Source organism: Streptomyces sp. XY431 (assembly GCF_001279805.1).
Taxonomy (GTDB): domain Bacteria; phylum Actinomycetota; class Actinomycetes; order Streptomycetales; family Streptomycetaceae; genus Kitasatospora; species Kitasatospora purpeofusca.
Genome location: NZ_LGDO01000083.1, coordinates 1 through 18,157, shown reverse-complemented (window position 1 = coordinate 18,157; position 18,157 = coordinate 1). Strand labels below are relative to the sequence as shown.

Below are 18,157 nucleotides of genomic sequence, written 5' to 3'. Positions count from 1 at the left end.
CCCCCGGAGACACCGTGACCACCCCGTTCCGCGACGACGCCCCCCTCGCCCCGCCGGCCGGCTGCCCCGCCCACGGGGCCGACGCCCCGGGCCTCGACATCCCGGGCCCCGCCCGACCGGCGAGCGCCCGACCGGCCGGCACCGGACCCGGGAGCACCGGACCCGGGAGCACCGGACCGGGGAGCGACCGGCCCTGCCTCGACGAGCTGCCCGTCGCCGAACTCCGCCGCCTCTACGGACCCGAGGCCGAGGCCGACCCGTCCGGCCTGTACGAGAAGCTGCGCGCCGAGTACGGGGAGGTCGCCCCCGTCCTGCTGCACGGCGACCTGCCGGCCTGGCTGGTCCTCGGCCACTCCGCCAACCTCACCGTGATGCGCACCCCCTCCCGCTTCTCCCGGGACTCGCGCCGCTGGCGGGCGTTCCAGGAGGGGCGGGTCGGGGCCGACTCGCCGCTGATGCCGGTCATCGCCTGGCAGCCGCTCTGCGTCTTCGCCGACGGGGCCGAGCACCGACGGCTGCGCGGCGCCGTCACCGCCGGCCTGAACGGCACCGACCGGCGCGGCGTCCGACGCTTCGTCACCCGCTACACCGCCGAGCTGGTCGAGGAGTTCGGGCCGACCGGACAGGCCGAACTGGTGAGCCGGTTCGCGGAGCACCTGCCGATGCTGGTGATGACGCAACTGGTCGGCATGCCGGAGGAGTACGGCCCGCGCCTGGTCGATGCCGCCCGGGACCTCATGAAGGGCACCGAGACCGCCATCGCCAGCAATGAGCACGTGGTCGCGGCGCTGCGCCGGCTGGTCGAGCGCAAGCGGACCGACCCCGGGGCCGACCTCTGCACCCGGCTGATGCAGCACGAGGCAGGGCTGACGGACGAGGAGGTCCTGGAACACCTGCGGGTCGTACTGCTCGCGGCGAACGAGACGACCGTCAACCTGATCGCCGACACACTGAAGATGATCCTCACCGACGAGCGGTTCCGGGCCCACCTGTCGGGCGGCCACATGACCGTGCCGGACGCGCTGGACCAAGTGCTCTGGGACTCCCCGCCGATGTCGCTGGTCGCCGGCCGCTGGGCCACCGGGGACACCCTGCTCGGCGGGCAGCGGATCCGGGCCGGGGACATGCTGCTGCTCGGCCTCGCCGCCGGGAACGTCGACCCGATCGTCCGGCCCGACCTGGCGACGCCGCTGCACGGCAACCGCTCCCACCTGTCCTTCGGCAGCGGCCCGCACGAGTGCCCGGGCCAGGACATCGGGCGGGCGATCGCGGAGACCGGGATCGACTGCCTGCTCACCCTGCTGCCGGACCTCCGGCTCGCCGTGCCGGAGGAGGACCTCAGCTGGACCTCGGCCTGGCTGTCGCGCCATCTGGTCGCGCTGCCGGTGGAGTTCACCCCGCGCGAGCGGCAGCCCGTCCAGGACTCCGCCGCTCCGGCCGCCGCGCCCGCCGCCGGTCCGGGCGCCTCCGGCCCGCCGCTCCCCCCGGTGGTGTCGGCCCCGTTCCCCGAGCCGACGCCGGTCGGGCCGTCCCCCGCCCTCGTCGCCGGGCCCCGGCGCGGCTGGTGGGCCCGGCTCGCCGGGTGGTTCCGGCGCTGACGGGCCGGCGCCGACGGACCGACGCGCACCGGCCGGGGCCGCGCTGACCGGCCGGGCGGCGCGTCCCCGGCGGAACCGGGCGGGCCCGGACTAAAGTCGGCGCGAGCCGGAAGCGGCCCCACCGCCGCGCCCGAACCCCGCCCGCCGGAAGGTGCCCCGTGTCCCTGGTCCGCGTCCACAACTTCTCGGTCTCGCTCGACGGCTACGGCACGGGTGAGGGACAGAGCCTGGAGGCTCCGTTCGGCCACGCCGGCGACCGGCTGCACAGCTGGTTCTTCCACACCCGGACCTTCCGCTCCATGCAGGGCGGCGAGGGCGGGGAGACCGGCGTGGACGACGCCATGGCGCGGGCCTGGGGCGACGGGATCGGCGCGGAGATCATGGGGCGCAACAAGTTCGGCCCGCAGCGCGGCCCGTGGCAGGACCACGAGTGGAACGGCTGGTGGGGCCCGCACCCGGTGTTCCGCACACCGGTCTTCGTCCTCACCCACTACCCCAGGCCCACCGTGGAGATGGCGGGCGGCACCACCTTCCACTTCGTCGACGGCACCCCGCACGAGGTCCTCGCCCTCGCCCGGGAGGCCGCCGGCGGCCTGGACGTCCGGATCGGCGGCGGCCCGAGCACCGTCCGCGCCTTCCTCGCCGCGGACCTGGTCGATCATCTGCACGTGGTCGTGGTGCCCGTCCTGCTCGGCCGGGGCGAGCGCCTGTGGGACGGACTCGAAGGGCTGGAGCAGCGCTTCCGGATCGAGTCCGTCACCAGCCCGAGCGGGGTCACCCACCTCACCTTCACCCGACCCTGACCGATCCTGACCGGCCCTCACCGACCCTCATCGACCCGACTGGCGCTGGGATCCCGGGCCGGTCCGTCGCTTCTCCGGAGCAGCGGACCGGCCCGGGATCCCAGCTTTCTGGGGGGCGCAGGCACTCCGCCCCCCGCCGTGCTCCCGTGCGCCGGGTTTGCCGCCCCCGGTGGCGGTGCCATATCCGAGGTTCGGGGGTGCGGACCGGATGCGGCGGCGGGGTGCCGGTCCGGCCCGTCGAAGGGATTCGAGGGAGTCGACGGAGGGGACGGCGGGATGACGGACATTCGGCGACCGGCACTGCGGTACACCGCGGACATCACCGTGGAGGACATCGACGGGCTGGCCGGGTTCATCGAGCGGCGGGTGGTGCTGCTGCGGGAGGCGGCCGCGAGGCCCGGCGGCGAGGAGGAACTGGTCGGGGCGGCCCTGACCCACACGGTCACAGCCCTGACCGGGAGCGCACGGGAGGTGCTCGGCACGCTCGCCGGGCACGCGGCGGAGGCGGCCGGGGGCACCTCCGGGCCCGACCGGGCGGACGACGCGGACGGGGAGAACCGCGAAGTCACGGCCTTCGAGGAGGAGTTCGAGGAGCTGATGGCCCGGCTCAGCCGGCTCTGGCGGTACCTGCTGACGGCCGCCGAGGCCTGGAGCCACCTGCCCGACTACGACGTGGTGCGCTGGCGGCTGGACGGCCATCTGGACGCGGAACACGAGGCCCGGGCCCGCTGGTCGGAGGCCGGGCAAGCCTGGTGAGCCGGAAGACCCCCGGTGACCGGAAGGGCCAGGTGAGCAGCGAGGCCCGGTGACCGGCCGCGCGGGGCCGGCCCCCGGCCCGGGTGGGCAGGGGGCCGGCCGCAGGGGGCGTGCGAGGGTGCGGGTCAGTTCCAGGGGTTGGCGTACTGGTCGTTGATGTACGTCCAGAAGCGCACGCCCTGCGGCAGGCTGCCGGAGGCCCAGAAGGTCCAGCCGCCGGTGGAGGAGTAGTTGGGGCCGTAGTGGCCGTCGTGGAACTCGGCCTGCCGCCAGGTGCGTCCGAAGGTCGAGCGGCAGACCTCGTTGGCGGCCGCGGCGCTGGTCAGCTCCGAGCCCTTGACCGGGCGGCTGAGCGCCACGCTCCCCAGGGCCCAGCCGTTGTAGAAGCCCAGGCTGATGCCGGCCGGCGCGGGCCGGCCGTCCTGGTTGAGGCAGAGCACCGGCAGCGAGACCCAGGGGGCGGTGTCGCCCTGGTAGGCGTTGCTGGCGGAGCCGCCGGGGCCGCCGACCTGGACGGTGCCGTTCGGGCCGTAGTTGAGGACCTCCCAGGTCATGCCGTAGTGGGTGGCGTCCGAGGTGCGGGCCTGGGCGGCCGGGGCGACGGCCAGCGGCACGAGGGCGGCCACGGCGGCGGCGGTCGCGACGGCGGCGAGGCGCTTGATGCGGGTCATGGTCCTGTTCCTCCAGGGAACTCCGGGGAAAGAGTGCTCACGACGCCGGTCGGACTGCGGACCGGCACGTCCCGACCCTCTCAACCACGCGCACGATTCTGGCATGATCTAGTCATCGGTTCGTCACCAAACGCGACGGTCCGACAGCGGCGCGCAAGAACCCTGGGGAGGGGCAGCGCATGGAGTTCGCGATTCTGGGACCGCTGGAGGTCCGCACCCGCGCGGGGAACCGGATCCGGCTGGGGGGCGCCCGACAGGAACGACTGCTGGCCGCACTGCTGCTGAACCCGGGCGGCGCGGTGCCGGTGCCCCGGCTGGTGGACGCCGTCTGGGAGGACCGGCCGCCCGCCACCGCCGACCGCCAGGTCCGCAACCTGGCCGGGCTGCTCCGCCGGGCCTTCCGCAAGGCGGACCCGACCGGGCCGCCCGTCCTGCTCACCGACGGGCGCGGCTACCGCATCCCGCTCGACGACCACGGCCTGGACTCCCGCCTGTTCGCCGACACCGTCGCCCGGTCCCGCCGGACGGCCGCCGCCGGGCAGCAGTCGGCCGCCGCGGCGGGTCTGCGGCAGGCCCTCTCGCTCTGGCGCGGGCCCGTACTCGACGGCCTGGAGGGGCAGTTGATCGACGCGGGCGCCGTGCCGCTGGACGAGCTGCGGCTCACCGCCTGGGAGGACTGCCTCGACCTCGACGCGGCACTCGGGCGGCACCGCGCGAGCATCCCGGAGCTGACCGGCCTGGTCGCCGACCACCCGTTGCGGGAGCGGTTCGTCGGGCAGTTGATGCGGGCCCTGCACGCCTCGGGGCGGACGGCCGACGCGCTCACCGTGCACCGGCGGTTCACCGGCCGGCTCGCCGAGGAGCTGGGACTCGACCCCAGCCCCGAACTGCGGCGGCTGCACCTGGCGTTGCTCACCGCCGGTGTCGCTCCGGACCCCGGCCCGGGATCCGGAGGGGCGGGCCCGTCGACGGACCCGCGAACCGCGAGACCCCGAACTGCCGTGCCCGGTACCGCCGGACGCCCGGACGGGCCCGCCGACGAACGGGCCGGAACCGCCCGCGCCGCCACCGCCGTCGCCGTCGCCACCGCCGTCACCTCCACCTCCGCCTCCGCCGAGGGCGGGCGCGGACCCCGCCCCGGCGTGCCCGTGCCCGTGCCCGCCCAACTGCCGCCCTCGCTCGCCACCTTCACCGGACGCGACGCGGAACTCGCCGCGCTCGACGCCTTCGCCGAGGCGGCGTCCTGGTCCCCGGCCTCGAACCCCGTCTCCAACCCCGCCTCGAACTCAGGACCGGGCTCCGACCCGGATCGGGCCCCCGGGCCGGGCAGCGCCTCCGCCGCCAGGATCTGCGCCGTCTCCGGAAGCGCCGGGATCGGCAAGAGCGCCCTCGTCGTCCAGTGGGCGCACCGGGTCCGCGGCCGCTTCCCCGGCGGCCAGCTCTACGCCGACCTGCACGGATTCTCCGCCGAGCCGCCGCTGACACCGCACGCCGTCCTGGCCCGGTTCCTGCGCGCGCTCGGGGTGCCCGGCGAGCAGGTGCCGAGCGTCCCCGAGGAGGCCGCCGCCCTGTACCGGTCGATGCTCGCGGACCGGCGGGTGCTGGTCGTCCTGGACAACGCGCGCAGCGCGGAACAGGTCCGCCCGCTGCTGCCCGGCGCCCCGGAGTGCCTGACGGTGGTCACCAGCCGCGCCGGCCTGGCCGGGCTCACCGCCCGGGACGGCGCCCGCCCGCTCGCCCTGGACCTGATGCCGGCGCCGGACGCCGTCGCGCTGCTGGACCGCGTCATCGGCCCCCGGCGGGCCCGGTCCGAGCCCGCCGCCGTCGCCGAACTCGCGGCCGTCTGCGGCCGGTTGCCGCTCGCCCTGGCGATCGCCGCCAGCCGGCTCGCCGAACGCCCCGGCCGCACCGTCGCCGACCACGTCGCCGAACTGCGGGACACCGGGAACCGGCTCACCGCGCTGGCGATCGACGACGACGCGGCCTCGGCCGTCCGCGCCACGCTCGACCTCTCCTACCGCACCCTCCCCGCCGCCGCGCGCACCCTGTTCCGGCTGCTGGCCCTCACCCCCCGCTCCGGTCTGACGGCCGCGGCCGCCGCCGCGCTCTGCGGCGAGCGCGTCGCGGTCGTGCGGCCCGTCCTGGACCAGCTGGCCACCGCCCACCTGCTCACCCACGAGGGCGGCGACCACTACCGGCTGCACGACCTGCTGCGCCTGTACGCCGCCGAACGCGCGGCCGCCGAGACCGGGCGGGCGGTGAGCGCCGCCGCCCGCGAACGGCTCGGCACCTGGTACCTGCACCACGCCGACGCCGCCGCCCGGCTGCTCACCCCGCACCGCCGGCGGATCCCGCTCGGCGCGCCGGGCCCCTGGTACGAACCACCGGCCTTCACCACCGCCGCCGGGGCGCAGCGGTGGTGCGAGAGCGAGCACACCCGGCTGCTGGGCATGGTGCGGGCGGCGGCCGAACACGGTCCGGACACGCTGGCCTGGCGGCTGCCGGTCGCCCTGTGGAGCTACTGGTTCACCAGCCCGCACCTGGACGACCGGGAGGAGGCGGCCCGCCTCGCGGTGGCGGCGGCCGTCCGGACCGGCGACCGGTACGGCGAGGGCCAGACCCGCAACGACCTGGCGACGGCGCTGGGCGCGCTCGGCCGCCATGACGAGATGCTGGCCGAACTCCGTTTGGCCCGGGCCCTGTTCGCGTCGATCGGCGACCGGGTCGGGGAGGCCCGCACGATCGGCAACCTCGGCGACCACTGTCTCGGCACGGGTGCCTACGGGCAGGCGCGGCTGCACTTCCAGGGGGCGCTCACACTGTTCCGGGCGCAGCCGGAGGAACGCCGGGACGATTGGGCGATCCGGGTCTGCGAGACCAACATCGGGGTGACCGCGATGCTGTCGGGCCGGGCCCGGGAGGCGGGCGAGTACCTGCACCGGGCCCTGGACCGGCACCGGTCCACCGGTGATCCGGTCCTGGAGAGCATCACCCTCTACCACCTGGGCGACCACCACCGCCGGCTGGACCGTCCGGCGGAGGCGGCGGCACGGCTCCGGCAGGCCCTGGCGGTACTCGACGCCACGACCCGCAACCCCCGGCTGCGCGCCGACGTGCTGACCGCCCTGGCCCGCCTCGGCGAGCCCGCGGGCCCGCCGGACAGCCAGGCCCCGCCCGGCGGGTAGGACCCGCCGCACTGTCCTTCCCTCCGTACCACGCGGCCGGGCTTCGCGGGGGTGCCGACGGCGGGTGTCGCCCGCGCGGGTGGTCGTGGCCGCGGGGCGGCACGGCGGGTGGCCGGGCGAGGGGTGGTGCGTGGTCGGATGGTCCGTCGGTGGTACGGGCGGGCGTCGGCCGGTGCGGAGAGGCGGGACGGTGCGGCGACTGAGGGTGGCGGCGGCGGTGGCGGCCGTCGCGGTGCTGGCGACGGCGGCCGTCGCACCCGGGACACCGCCGCGTCCGGGCGGCTCGACGGCCGAGCGGCCGGTGGGCGGGGAGGGGGACGCACCGGGAGCGGGCGGCGGCTTCGGCGCGTTCGGGGGCTTCGACGACTTCGGCGGCTACGGGGCCGTCGGCGGGCCGACCGGCCAGGGTGCTCCCGGCGGGTTCCCCCGGCCCGGCGGGTTCGGTACGGGCCGGCTGCGGACGCTGGCCGGGGTCCTGCGGCAGGACCGGCCCGGCAGCGGCTGGTACCTGGTCGGCGGGGCGCATCTGGTGCTCGGTCTGGAGGTCGCGTACGCCGACCACCAGCAGATCGTGCTGCGCTTCCCCGCCGCGCGACGGGTGGTGTCCGTGCTCTGCGGACCCGACGAGACCTACGCACCGCTCGGCTACTCGTGCGGCGCCTCGGTGTCGTTGGACGAGGTGCGGGTCCGGCTCGGCCGGAACGGGCGGCCCGCCGACCCGACGGCGACGGCCGCCGGGCGGTACGCCAACTTCTGGCTGCTGGGGCTCGTCGAGCAGCGCTGAGCGGCGGTGAGCAGCGGCGCGAGGCGGTAAGCGGCGGTGCCGGGCCCGGCTTGACGGAATGGTCCACCGAAAGGTCTTCTGTACCACGCGGCCGAGCGCCCGCCGGCCGCCCCGACCTGCGCGGTGATAGCTCCAGGCGGTACCCCCGGGTGACATCTCCCCGCCGGCGGACGGGGCTCCTACGGTTTCCGGCGACCCCCACACCGTGACCGCAGGAGACCCCCATGCTCCGACGACCCGCCAGGGCCGCGTGTGCCGTCCTGGCCACCGCCGCCCTGGGTCTGACCGCCCTCCAGGGCACCGCCGGTGCCACCTCCCCCGTCCCCGGGCCCGCCGCGGCCGCCCGGGCCGCCGCTGCGGCCGCGCCCGCGGCCCTCGGAGTCGCCGCCGCCGCGCCCGAGTTGGTCGAGGCGCTGCGGCGCGACCTCGGCCTGACGGACGGTCGGGCCCGGGCCCGGATCACCGCCGAGGCCAGGGCGGGCGCCCTGGCCGGCGCGCTCGCCCAGGCCCTCGGCAGCGGCTGGGCCGGCTCCTGGCTGGAGGGCCCCGACGCCGCTCCGGTCGTCGCCACGACCCGGGGCGCCGACCTCGCCGTGATCCGCGCGGCGGGTGCCCGGCCGGTGCTCGTGGACCGCCCGCTCGCGGCCCTGGACGGAGCGCTGGCCGCGCTCGACCGGGCCGCCGAACGCGGCCCCACCGGCCGGGCGGACGCGCTCGGCGCGCCGGTGCGCTACGTCGACGTGACCGCCAACACCGTCGTGGTGCAGGCCACCGACCGGGCCGCCGCCGAACGCCTGGTCGCCGGGGCCGGGGTGGACCGGGCGGCGGTGCGGGTGGAGACGGTGGCCGAGGCGCCGCGTCCGCTGTACGACCTCCGCGGCGGCGACGCCTACTACATCGACAGCAGCAGCCGCTGCTCGATCGGCTTCCCGATCACCCGGGGGACCACCCAGGGCTTCGTCAGCGCGGGCCACTGCGGCCGGGCCGGGTCCGGCACGACCGGCGCCAACCGGGTCGCCCAGGGCAGTTTCCAGGCCTCGGTCTTCCCGGGCAACGACATGTCCTGGGTGGCCACCAACAGCAGCTGGACCGCGACCCCGTACGTGAACAGCGCGTCCGGCGCGGTGACCGGCTCGGTGCTGCAGCAGGTCGGGGCCTCGGTCTGCCGGTCCGGTTCCACCACCGGCTGGCACTGCGGCACGATCCAGCAGCACAACACCAGCGTCACCTACGCCGAGGGCACCGTCTCGGGCGTCACCCGGACCAATGTGTGCGCGGAGCCGGGCGACTCGGGCGGATCCTTCGTCTCGGGCACCCAGGCGCAGGGCGTGACCTCGGGCGGCACCGGGAACTGCTCCCAGGGCGGCACCACGTACTTCCAGCCGGTCAACCCGATCCTGCAGGGCTACGGGCTGACCCTGAAGACGGACGGCCAGGGCCCCGGCCCCGGTCCGGGCCCCGGTCCCGGCCCCGGCAACCCGGGCGGCACCTGGGCCGCCGGCACCGTCTACCAGGCCGGCGCCACCGTCACCTACGGCAGCGCCTCCTACCGCTGCCTCCAGGGCCACCAGGCGCAGGCCGGGTGGGAGCCGCCGAACACCCCGGCGCTGTGGCAGGCGGTCTGACCCATGACCGTCCGCCGCACCGGAGCCCGGGCGGACCGGCCCGCCGCGCCCTCGATCGGAGCAACCGGCGCTGCCACGGTGGGCCCTCCGTGTGAGACCTTGGACGGGGGGCCAACCCACCAAGGAGGCCCGATGTCGTCGAAGCGTCGCCGCAAGAAGAAGGCTCGTCGCAAGGGTGCCAACCACGGCAAGCGGCCGCAGTGCTGAACCGGCACTGAGGCCGGTGCCCGACCGGCACCGATACGCCGCCCGGCCCCGGACGGGTGTCCGGGGCCGGGCGGCGGTCGTTGCACCGGAGCGGCGGCAGTACGCCGGAGCGCCGGTCACACCTCGGCGGACTCCGCCGGCTCCGGGGCGTAGTAGAGGCTCGCCATGGTGGCCCGGAGCGTCCAGCCGAGGGTGCTGTAGAGCGCCTTCCCCTCGGGCGTGGCGACCAGGAACCCGGTCTCGGCGCCGTTGCGGTGCCCGGCGTCCTCCAGGGCCCGCATCACCACCGAGCCCAGGCCCCGGCGGCGGTGCGCGGGCGCGGTCTCTATCTGGTCCGCCACGGCGACGGCCCCGGCCAGCCCGAGCTGGCCGCGCGCGGCGAAGTGGCCGGCCTCGGTGCGGACCAGGGCCCGGACCACACCGCCGCGCTGCCAGGTGGTGAGGGTGTACCCGGCCGGCACCACCGGAGCTCCGGCGGCGAGCGGCACGGTCATCAGATACCCGGGGACGTCGAACCGCCAGCCCGGCCCGAGCCAGGGCCGGACGGTGTCGTCGTCGGTGAACACCTTCAGCCAGGTCCCCGGCGCGGTGGTGGCCGCCACCAGCTTGCGGACGTCGGGCTCGGTCGGTTCCGGCAGCACGTGCCGGGCCACCTGCGCCGCCTGGCCGACATCGACCGTCCAGCCCCACGGCTCGTCCACCGGCTCGGCCGCCCCCCGCGAGACCACCCAGCCCCCGACCCAGCTCCGCACCAGCCCGCTGACGACGGACTCGCCCATCCTCGACCCCCGTAATAGTCACTGTTGGAGTTCACAGCTTACCGGAAGTCGCCGACCTGCCAACCCCCGCCCTTGGCGAGCGATCAGTACAGCAGGTGGTGGCCGGTGCGCCATGCGCGGGGCGGCCCGGCGAGAAGTCCGGCCGCGGAGGCCGGAGTTCGCCCGACCCTGGGCCCGGGGCCGACGCCGCGGACCGACGCGCCGCGGGCTACGAGGCCGCGGGCTACGAGGCCGCGGCGGCCCCGTACGTCCCGTCGAAGACGACGCGCCGACGGGGGCGGCGGCCCGGGTGGAGCCGGGTGCCGGCGGGGTGGCCGACCGAGACCAGCAGGGCGATGGCGAGGTCCTCGCGGTCCTCGATCCCGATCACCTTCTTGACCTTCTCCTCGTCCCAGCCGTTCATCGGCGAGGTCGCCAGCCCCATCGCGGTGGCCGCGAGCATCACGAAGGAGGCGGCGATGACCGCGTCCTTGACCGCGTACTCGCGGAGCAGGCCGCGCTGTTCGAGGCCCTCCTGGAACTCCTGCGCAGCGGCGGAGAACATCTCCACGAACTCCTCGCTCCACGCCCCGTTCTCCCGCGCCTGCCGGTAGACGTCGCTGCGGTCCTCCCGCCATGCCTGCGGCTCGGCGACGAAGACCAGCACCACCGGCGCCTCGGTCGGCTGGGGCTGGCCCCCCGTGGCCCAGGCCAGACCGGCCCGGCCCTCCTCGCTCGACACCACCACGATCGAGCGGTCCTGGAGGTTCCAGCTGGTGGGAGCCTCCACCGCCAGGTCGAGCAGGGTGTCGAGCAACTGCGGCGGGACCGGGTCGGGCCGGTAGTGGCGGACGGTGCGGCGGGTGCGGATCGCTTCCGCGACGGACATCGTGCGGTTCGTCGTGTGATCCGTCGGGTGATTCGTCAGGCGGTTCGTCGTGCGGTTCGTCGTGTGGTTCGTCATGCCGACAACTCTCGGAGAGTTACTCTCTTTTGGAAAGAAGGCACCTGAAAGTGCGTTACTCTCCCCGAGTGAAGACCACCGTGGCATCCTCCGGCCTCCCGGCCGACGTCTACTCCGCGAAGTGTCCGACGCGCCAGGTCCTCGACCACATCGCCGGCAAGTGGACCGTCCTGATCGTGGACTGCCTGCTCGACGGCACCCTGCGCTACACCGAGCTGTTCCGGCGGATCGAGGGGGTGTCGCAGAAGATGCTCACCCAGACCCTGCGGCTGCTGGAGACCGACGGGTTCGTCACCCGCACCGTGCACCCGACCGTGCCGCCCCGCGTCGAGTACGGGCTGACCGAGCTCGGGCGCAGCCTCGCCGGACCGATCAGCGCCCTCCGCGAGTGGACGGAGGTCCACATCAACGACATCGAGCGGGCCCGGTCCGCCCGCCCGGCCGACCGGGGGGCCACCCCCTGACGTCCGGGCGGGCGGCGGCGGTCAGGCCTGCGCCGCCAGCCACTCCTCCAGGGTCGGGCCGGCGAGCGTCGTGGCCGGACCGGCGACGAACGCGCCGTTCTCCAGGAGTTCGCGGTCGGGGGTCCCCTCCTCGCTGGCCTCGACGACGGTGACCTCCTCGCCGCGGGCGGCGTAGACGAGTTCGGCGGCCTTGGCGAGGTTCTCCTCGCGCGGGCCGGCGATCTCGGGGAACGGCGCCGCCGTGGTGCCCGGCTCGGGCGCGGGGCCCTCGGCGAGGTCGACGAGCGCCTCGGCCACCACCGCGGCCGCGACGAGCTGGGTGCGCATCAGCGGGACGTACACGGTGTCGCCCTGGCGGCCCCAGCTGACCAGCGGCTCGACGAACTCGTGGAACTGCGCGGCACGCAGGATCCGGACCGGCAGCGGACCGGCCGTCAGGGCCTGCTCGTGGGCGACCTTGGCGCGGTAGTAGCCGCCGGTCGACGCGTCGATGCCGAGGATCGACACCGAGACGATCAGTTCCACCCCGGTCCGGGCGCCCGCAGCGTGCAGGCTGGCAGCGGCGGCGGTGAAGAACTCCGTCGCCACCGTCTCGTCCGCGGAGGGGGTGCCGGAGGTGTCGATGACGACACCGACCCCGGTCAGTGCCTCGTCGAGGCCCTCGCCCGTGACGATGTCGACGCCCGCCGAGCGTGAGATCGCCACGACCTCGTGGCCGCGTTCCGCCAGCACGCGGACGACGTGCTCGCCCAGACGCCCGGTCGCGCCGACCACCGCGACGGTCCTGCGGTTCGACATGGTTGTTCTCCTTCGTGGTGCGTGTGTCGTGGAGCGCCGCCGGGCCCGCACATCCCCCGCCCGCGCGGGCGGCCCCGACGATCTCCGGGCATCGACCCTAGGCCACACGCGGCGTCGGGCGGTGTGCGGGGCGCGCATGATCGTTCGTCAATGCGTGCAAGGGGGGCGGACGAACGGCGCTGACGATCTGCGCTGACGGACGGGCCGTCGGCAGGTCCCTCAGCCGGTCGGCTGCGCCCTCTCGTCCGGCTCCGACCGCTCGATGCGGACGGCGACCAGGCAGGTGTCGTCGTCGGTGTCGGCCGGGCTCAGCTCCAGCAGCAGGTCCAGGTAGCGCTCCAGATCGGGGCCGGGCGGGCCCGCCGCCCGGATCAGCTGGTCCACCGACTCCTCGACCGGGCGGTCCCGGCGCTCGACCAGGCCGTCGGTGTAGAGGAGCAGCACGTCGCCCGGGGCGAGCCGGGCGGTGTACTCCTCGTACTCGGCGTCCGCCAGCGCCCCGAGCAGCACGCCGTGCGGCAGTGGCAGCACCTCGGCGCCGCCGGGGGCCAGTCTGATCGGCGGGAGGTGGCCGGCCCGGGCCCAGCGCAGTGAGCCGTCGTCCGGCGCGAGCAGCACGCAGACGGCGGTGGCGGTCACCTGCTCCGGTTCGCGCAGGGCCACGGTGTTGGCCCACTGCAGCAGCCGGCCCGGGCCGGCGCCGGTGACGGCCAGACCGCGCAGCGCGTGCCGGAGCGCGACCATGCCGGTGGCCGCGCCGACCCCGTGCCCGGCCACGTCGCCGACGGCCAGCAGGACCTGACGGTCGGACAGCGGCAGGACGTCGTACCAGTCGCCGCCGACCCGTTCGCGTTTGGCGGCGGGCCGGTAGCGGACGGCGGCGCGCAGTCCGGCGGCTCCGAGCGGCGGGGGTGCGGCGGGCAGGATCGCCTGCTGGAGCCGGAGCGCCAGTTGCTCGCGCTCGGCCGCCTCCTGCTCGCTGTCCGCCAGCCTGGCCCGGGTGGCGCCGAGGGCGACCTCGGTCCAGTGCTGGGCGGACACGTCGTGGTAGGCGCCGCGGATCGCGCCGAGGTGCCCGTCCTCGTCCAGGACCGGTTCGGCGATCACCCGGGTGTAGCGCTGGGAGCCGTCCGGGCGGACCAGCCGGAACACCGCGGAGGCGGTGCGCAGACGGTGCTGGACGGTGTCCACCAGTCGGCGGACGGCGGGCCCGTCGTCGGGGTGGGCGTGCCGGGCGAGCCGGGCGAGGGGCACGGCGGACTCCGGCGGCAGGCCGAACAGCTCGCTCAGGCCCTCGCTCCAGAGGATCCGGCCGCTCCCGGGCTGTTCCTCGAACCCGGCCACCCGGGCCAGGCGTTGGGCCTGGCGCAGCAGGTCGGTCTGCTCGGACTCGCCGGACCGGTCGGTGTCGCGCTGCCAGGTGAGGAGGAGGTGCGGGCCGAGCGGGGCGACCGCGATCCGCAGGACGGCGGGTACGGCGATCCCGCCGCCCTGGAACACCAGGCGCAGCCGGTCGTCGGTCCGGGGTTCGCCGGTCTCGTGCGCCCGCAGCAGCGGTTCCAGCAGGCCGGTGGCGCAGGCCATCGGGTAGGTCTCCAGGAGGGAGGTGCCGTCCAGGCCGCTGCGGGGGCGGCCGAGCGGGTCCCGGAACAGCCGGTTGGTGCGCAGGACGGTGAAGTCCACGACCCGGCCGTCCCGCAGGACGGGTTCGAGCAGCAGGGCCGGGTCGAGCAGGCCGTCGAGCAGGTCCGCCTCGCGCTCGGGCGACACGGGGGGTTCCGGGTGGCCGAGGACGGTGGCGCAGAGGTCGGCGAGGGCGCGGAGCCGACGGCGCTGCGGCGGGCCGAGGACGGGCGCGGGGCCGGGCCAGAGCACTTCGAGGGCCCCGAGACGGCGGCCGTCGGCGAGCAGCGGGAGGACGGCCCGGGGGGTGGCGGCTCCCCCGGCGACGGGTCCGGTCGGCGCCGGGGTGTCGGGCCAGCGGTCCTCGCCGCTGGTGACGGCCTGCCGGGCGGGGGTGTCGATGCCGGGGGGCACCCGGCTCCAGGCCTCGGCCTCCTCCAGGGGCAGGCCGGCCTGGGCGGCGAGGGCGAGGCTGCCGCCGGGCAGCCGTTGCCAGACCAGCACGGCGTGGGCGCCGAGGGGGGCGGCGCCCTGCCGGAGGACGGCCTCGACGGCGTCCACGAGGTCGGGGACGGCGGCGAGCGCCCGGGCGGGGGCCGGTGGGGCGGGTGACCCGACGGGTCCGGGCCGGACGGCGGGCCCGGGCGCGCCATGGGGCTCTGACGGTCCGTGGGGCCCGGACGGTCCGGACCGGTCGTCCCGGGCGGGCGCCTCGGCCGTCCGTCCGACGATGTCGGCGGCCAGGGTGGCGACCGGCACCCCGGCCTCCCGGGCGAGCGCGGCCAGCCGGGCGGCGGCCTCGGCGGGCGACACGGTCAGCCGCTCGGCGAGCATGCCGGTGGCGAGGTCGACCAGCGCGCGGGCGCCCTCCTCGGCGCGCATCCGCTCCACGGCGTGCTGGAGCCGCCGGACGGCCCCGGCGAGCTGCCGCGCGACGGCGCCCTGTGCCTCGGCCGCGGCGGGAGCCGCCACGGGGTCGGCACCGTGCGCGGGCGCTGCCGGCGAACCCGGCGGTCCCGGCATCCCTGACGGACCGGCCGGACCCTCCGGACCGGCCGGACTCGCCGGACCCCGCGCACCCGACCGACCGCTGTACCGGGGGCCGTCGGTCATGACACGTCCAGCCAGTACCGCATCCGCTCCAGCAGCAGCGTGGTGTCGACCGGCTTGCTGACATGGTCGTCGGCGCCGGCGGCGAGGCTCTTGGCCCGGTCACCGGCCATCGCCTTGGCGGTGACGGCGACGACCGGGATCCGGGCGAACCGCTCGTCGGCGCGGATGGCGGCGATGGTGGCGTAGCCGTCGAGGCCGGGCATCATCACGTCCATCAGCACCAGATCCGTCTCCGGGTGGGCACGCAGCAGGTCGAGCCCGGCGCGGCCGTCGGCGGCGTGCAGGACGGTCAGGCCCCGCTGTTCGAGGGCGGCGGCGAGCGCGAAGACGTTGCGGACGTCGTCGTCGACGATCAGCGTGGTACGTCCGGCGAGCGGTTCGTCGGCGGGGACGGCATGCTCGCCGGATTCCGCCCCGGCGGGGTTCCGGCCGCCGAGCAGGGCGATCAGGCGCTCGCGCAACTCGTCCAGCCCCGAAGGGAGTTCCAGGCCGGCGATCGCCGCCGCGGTGGCGCCGACGGGGCTGCCCTCGCCCTGGTGGCCGAGCACGGGCGTGCCCTCCGGGAGCCCGGTGAGCAGCAGGGGGGCGAGTTCGCCGGCGTGGGCGAGGTCGAGCACGGCGCACCGGTACGGGCCGTCGGCGAGGGCGGCGCGCAGGTCCTCCTCGGTGCCGGCGCCGCGGATCTCCACCGGCGGGTCCTCGCCGTGCGCCTCGGCGGCGGTCCGGGCCAGCAGGGTGAGCAGGGCGGGCGGCTCGGCCTCGACCACCAGGACGCGGGTCCCGGCTCCCGGCACGGCGCCCGGCACGGCGGCCGACCGGTCCCGGCGGGCGAGCGGCAGGTAGAAGCTGAAGCGGCTGCCCCGGCCGGCGGTGGAGCGGACGGTGAGGACGCCGCCGAGCAGACGGGCGAGTTCGCGGCTGATGGACAGGCCGAGCCCGGTGCCGCCGAAGCGGCGGGCAGTGGTGCCGTCGGCCTGCTGGAAGGCGCCGAAGATGCTGTCGAGGTGGTCGGGGTCGATGCCGATGCCGGTGTCCTCGACGTGGAAGGCCACGGCGGCCTCGACCTGGCCGAGTTCGGCCGGGAGCCCGTCGGCCTCCACGCGTTCGATGCGCAGCTCGACATGGCCCACGTCGGTGAACTTGATCGCGTTGGACAGCAGGTTCCGCAGCACCTGCCGCAACCGGGCCTGGTCGGTGACGAGTTCGCCGGGCACGTGCGCGCCGACGCCGATCCGGAAGGCGAGGCCCCGCTGGTCGGCCAGGGGCTTGAACGCGGCCTCGACGTACGCCAGCAGCTCCTGCACGGCGAAGGGTTCGGGGCTGAGCTCCATCTTCCCCGCCTCGACCTTGGAGAGGTCGAGGATGTCGTTGATGAGCTGGAGCAGGTCGGAACCGGCCGAGTGGATCACACCCGCGTACTCGACCTGCTTGGGGGTGAGGTTGCCGGCGGCGTTCTGGGCGAGCAGTTGGGCGAGGATGAGCAGGCTGTTGAGCGGGGTGCGGAGTTCGTGGCTCATATTGGCCAGAAACTCGGACTTGTACATCGAGGTGAGGCTCAACTGCCGTGCCCGTTCCTCCAGTTCCTGGCGGGCCTGCTCGATCTCCAGGTTCTTGGCCTCGATGTCGCGGTTGCGCTCGGCGAGCAGCGCGGCCTTCTCGCCGAGTTCGGCGTTGGAGCGCCGCAGCTCCTCCTGGCCTTCCTGCAACTCCTCGGAGCGGGACTGGAGTTCGGCGGTGAGCCGCTGGGACTCGCCGAGCAGCTCGTCGGTGCGGGCGTTGGCGAGCAGGGTGCCGATGTTGACGCCGCAGGCCTCGGCGAACTGCTCCAGGAGGTCGCGGTGGACGGCGCTGAAGGGGTGGACGGAGGCGAACTCCATCACGCCGAGCAGCCATTCCTCCAGGGCGATCGGCAGGATCAGCACGGACCGGGCGTGGGTGGCGCCGGCACCGGAGCCGATGGTCGCGTAGTCGGGCGGCAGGTCGTCCACGGTGACGGTACGCCGGGAGCGGGCCGCCTGGCCGACCAGCGACTCGCCGAGCCGGACCCGCGCCGGTCCGCCTCCGGCACCGCCTCCGCCGTCGGCTGCCGTCTCCGCCGCGGTGCCGCCCTGTCCGCCGTAGGCGCTGATCCGGGCCAGCACCGTACCCTCCGGCCCCTCCTCCGCCAGGTAGAACGCCCCGTACTGGGCGCCGACCAGCGGCGTCAGCCCGTCGGTGATCAGCTCGGCGACGGACCGGATGTCGCGCTGCCCCTGCATGGTCCCGGTGAAGCGGGCGAGGTTGGTCTTCAGCCAGTCCTGCTCCTGGTTTGCGCGGGTGGTCTCGCGCAGGGACGCGACCATGAAGTTGATGTTGTCCTTGAGGTCGGCGACCTCGCCGGAGGCGTCCACGGTGATCGAGCGGGTGAGATCGCCGGCCGCGACGGCTCCGGTGACCTCGGCGATGGCGCGCACCTGGCGGGTGAGGTTGCCGGCCAGTTCGTTGACGTTCTCGGTGAGGCGCTTCCAGGTGCCGGAGACGCCCTCCACCTCGGCCTGTCCGCCGAGCCGCCCCTCGGTGCCGACCTCCCGCGCCACCCGGGTCACCTCCGCGGCGAAGGAGCCGAGTTGGTCGACCATCGTGTTGACGGTGTTCTTGAGCTCCAGGATCTCGCCGCGCGCGTCGACGTCGATCTTGCGGGTGAGGTCGCCGTCCGCGACGGCGGTCGTCACCTGGGCGATGTTGCGGACCTGGCTGGTGAGGTTGTGCGCCATGAAGTTGACGTTGTCGGTGAGGTCCTTCCACGTCCCGGCGACGTTCGGGACCCGG

14 protein-coding genes are annotated in these 18,157 nt (G+C 75.7%); 8 read left to right on the top strand and 6 right to left on the bottom strand.

Annotated elements, in window-relative coordinates; all coding sequences use genetic code 11:
* Positions 1-14 precede the first annotated feature (14 nt).
* The 3 genes from ADK60_RS11785 to ADK60_RS11775 all read left to right on the top strand — a co-directional run bounded on the left by ADK60_RS11785 (position 15) and on the right by ADK60_RS11775 (position 3,157).
* Positions 15-1,598, top strand: a complete 1,584-nt coding sequence (locus ADK60_RS11785) for a cytochrome P450 (protein ID WP_502687416.1) — start codon at positions 15-17, stop codon at positions 1,596-1,598.
* Positions 1,599-1,756: 158 nt separating this feature from the next.
* Entirely contained in the window at positions 1,757-2,401 is a 645-nt protein-coding gene (locus ADK60_RS11780; RefSeq protein ID WP_045944784.1) for a dihydrofolate reductase family protein, read from the top strand.
* A gap of 276 nt (positions 2,402-2,677) precedes the next feature.
* Entirely contained in the window at positions 2,678-3,157 is a 480-nt protein-coding gene (locus ADK60_RS11775) for a hypothetical protein (protein ID WP_053645466.1), read from the top strand.
* 125 nt (positions 3,158-3,282) lie between these two features.
* Here ADK60_RS11775 and ADK60_RS11770 read toward each other — a convergent pair whose 3' ends face one another.
* On the bottom strand, positions 3,283-3,828 hold the full coding sequence (locus ADK60_RS11770) for a hypothetical protein (RefSeq protein WP_045944786.1): 546 nt from the start codon (positions 3,826-3,828) through the stop codon (positions 3,283-3,285).
* A 179-nt stretch (positions 3,829-4,007) separates the two neighbouring features.
* On the opposite strand from ADK60_RS11770, the gene ADK60_RS11765 reads away from it, so the two are divergent.
* The 4 genes from ADK60_RS11765 (at position 4,008) to ADK60_RS48365 (ending at position 9,629) form a co-directional block, all read left to right on the top strand.
* Positions 4,008-7,013, top strand: coding sequence for an AfsR/SARP family transcriptional regulator (locus tag ADK60_RS11765; protein ID WP_053645465.1), 3,006 nt, complete (start codon positions 4,008-4,010; stop codon positions 7,011-7,013).
* Between the two features lie 190 nt (positions 7,014-7,203).
* Entirely contained in the window at positions 7,204-7,797 is a 594-nt protein-coding gene (locus ADK60_RS11760; RefSeq protein ID WP_159400398.1) for a hypothetical protein, read from the top strand.
* Between the two features lie 224 nt (positions 7,798-8,021).
* Positions 8,022-9,422 carry a carbohydrate-binding protein gene (locus ADK60_RS11755; RefSeq protein ID WP_053645461.1) on the top strand — a complete coding sequence of 467 codons (1,401 nt, stop codon included), beginning with the start codon at positions 8,022-8,024 and terminating at the stop codon, positions 9,420-9,422.
* 3 nt (positions 9,423-9,425) lie between these two features.
* Positions 9,426-9,629, top strand: coding sequence for a hypothetical protein (locus ADK60_RS48365; protein ID WP_107094586.1), 204 nt, complete (start codon positions 9,426-9,428; stop codon positions 9,627-9,629).
* 116 nt (positions 9,630-9,745) lie between these two features.
* On the opposite strand, the gene ADK60_RS11750 is transcribed toward ADK60_RS48365, so the two are convergent.
* On the bottom strand, positions 9,746-10,408 hold the full coding sequence (locus tag ADK60_RS11750) for a GNAT family N-acetyltransferase (RefSeq protein WP_053645459.1): 663 nt from the start codon (positions 10,406-10,408) through the stop codon (positions 9,746-9,748).
* Between the two features lie 223 nt (positions 10,409-10,631).
* Positions 10,632-11,276 carry a nitroreductase family protein gene (locus ADK60_RS11745; protein WP_053645457.1) on the bottom strand — a complete coding sequence of 215 codons (645 nt, stop codon included), beginning with the start codon at positions 11,274-11,276 and terminating at the stop codon, positions 10,632-10,634.
* Between the two features lie 143 nt (positions 11,277-11,419).
* Here ADK60_RS11745 and ADK60_RS11740 point away from each other — a divergent pair, with 143 nt between their 5' ends.
* Complete coding sequence (locus ADK60_RS11740; RefSeq protein WP_053645455.1) at positions 11,420-11,815, top strand: winged helix-turn-helix transcriptional regulator; 396 nt, start codon at positions 11,420-11,422, stop codon at positions 11,813-11,815.
* 21 nt (positions 11,816-11,836) lie between these two features.
* Here ADK60_RS11740 and ADK60_RS11735 read toward each other — a convergent pair whose 3' ends face one another.
* From ADK60_RS11735 to ADK60_RS11725, 3 genes are all read right to left on the bottom strand, one after another.
* Positions 11,837-12,613, bottom strand: coding sequence for an SDR family oxidoreductase (locus ADK60_RS11735; protein WP_053645453.1), 777 nt, complete (start codon positions 12,611-12,613; stop codon positions 11,837-11,839).
* A 219-nt stretch (positions 12,614-12,832) separates the two neighbouring features.
* Positions 12,833-15,208 carry a PP2C family protein-serine/threonine phosphatase gene (locus ADK60_RS11730; protein WP_053645451.1) on the bottom strand — a complete coding sequence of 792 codons (2,376 nt, stop codon included), beginning with the start codon at positions 15,206-15,208 and terminating at the stop codon, positions 12,833-12,835.
* A gap of 137 nt (positions 15,209-15,345) precedes the next feature.
* A partial coding sequence (locus tag ADK60_RS11725) for an ATP-binding protein (RefSeq protein WP_053645449.1) occupies positions 15,346-18,157 on the bottom strand: 2,812 nt, incomplete at its 5' end.

Excerpts from the sequence above, each read along its gene's own strand:
- ADK60_RS11770 (WP_045944786.1), bottom strand. The coding sequence starts at position 3,828 with ATGACCCGCATCAAGCGCCTCGCCGCCGTCGCGACCGCCGCCGCCGTG.
- ADK60_RS11755 (WP_053645461.1), top strand. The coding sequence starts at position 8,022 with ATGCTCCGACGACCCGCCAGGGCCGCGTGTGCCGTCCTGGCCACCGCC.
- ADK60_RS11745 (WP_053645457.1), bottom strand. The coding sequence starts at position 11,276 with ATGTCCGTCGCGGAAGCGATCCGCACCCGCCGCACCGTCCGCCACTAC.
- ADK60_RS11735 (WP_053645453.1), bottom strand. The coding sequence starts at position 12,613 with ATGTCGAACCGCAGGACCGTCGCGGTGGTCGGCGCGACCGGGCGTCTG.
- ADK60_RS11765 (WP_053645465.1), top strand. The coding sequence starts at position 4,008 with ATGGAGTTCGCGATTCTGGGACCGCTGGAGGTCCGCACCCGCGCGGGG.
- ADK60_RS11750 (WP_053645459.1), bottom strand. The coding sequence starts at position 10,408 with ATGGGCGAGTCCGTCGTCAGCGGGCTGGTGCGGAGCTGGGTCGGGGGC.
- ADK60_RS11775 (WP_053645466.1), top strand. The coding sequence starts at position 2,678 with ATGACGGACATTCGGCGACCGGCACTGCGGTACACCGCGGACATCACC.
- ADK60_RS48365 (WP_107094586.1), top strand. The coding sequence starts at position 9,426 with ATGACCGTCCGCCGCACCGGAGCCCGGGCGGACCGGCCCGCCGCGCCC.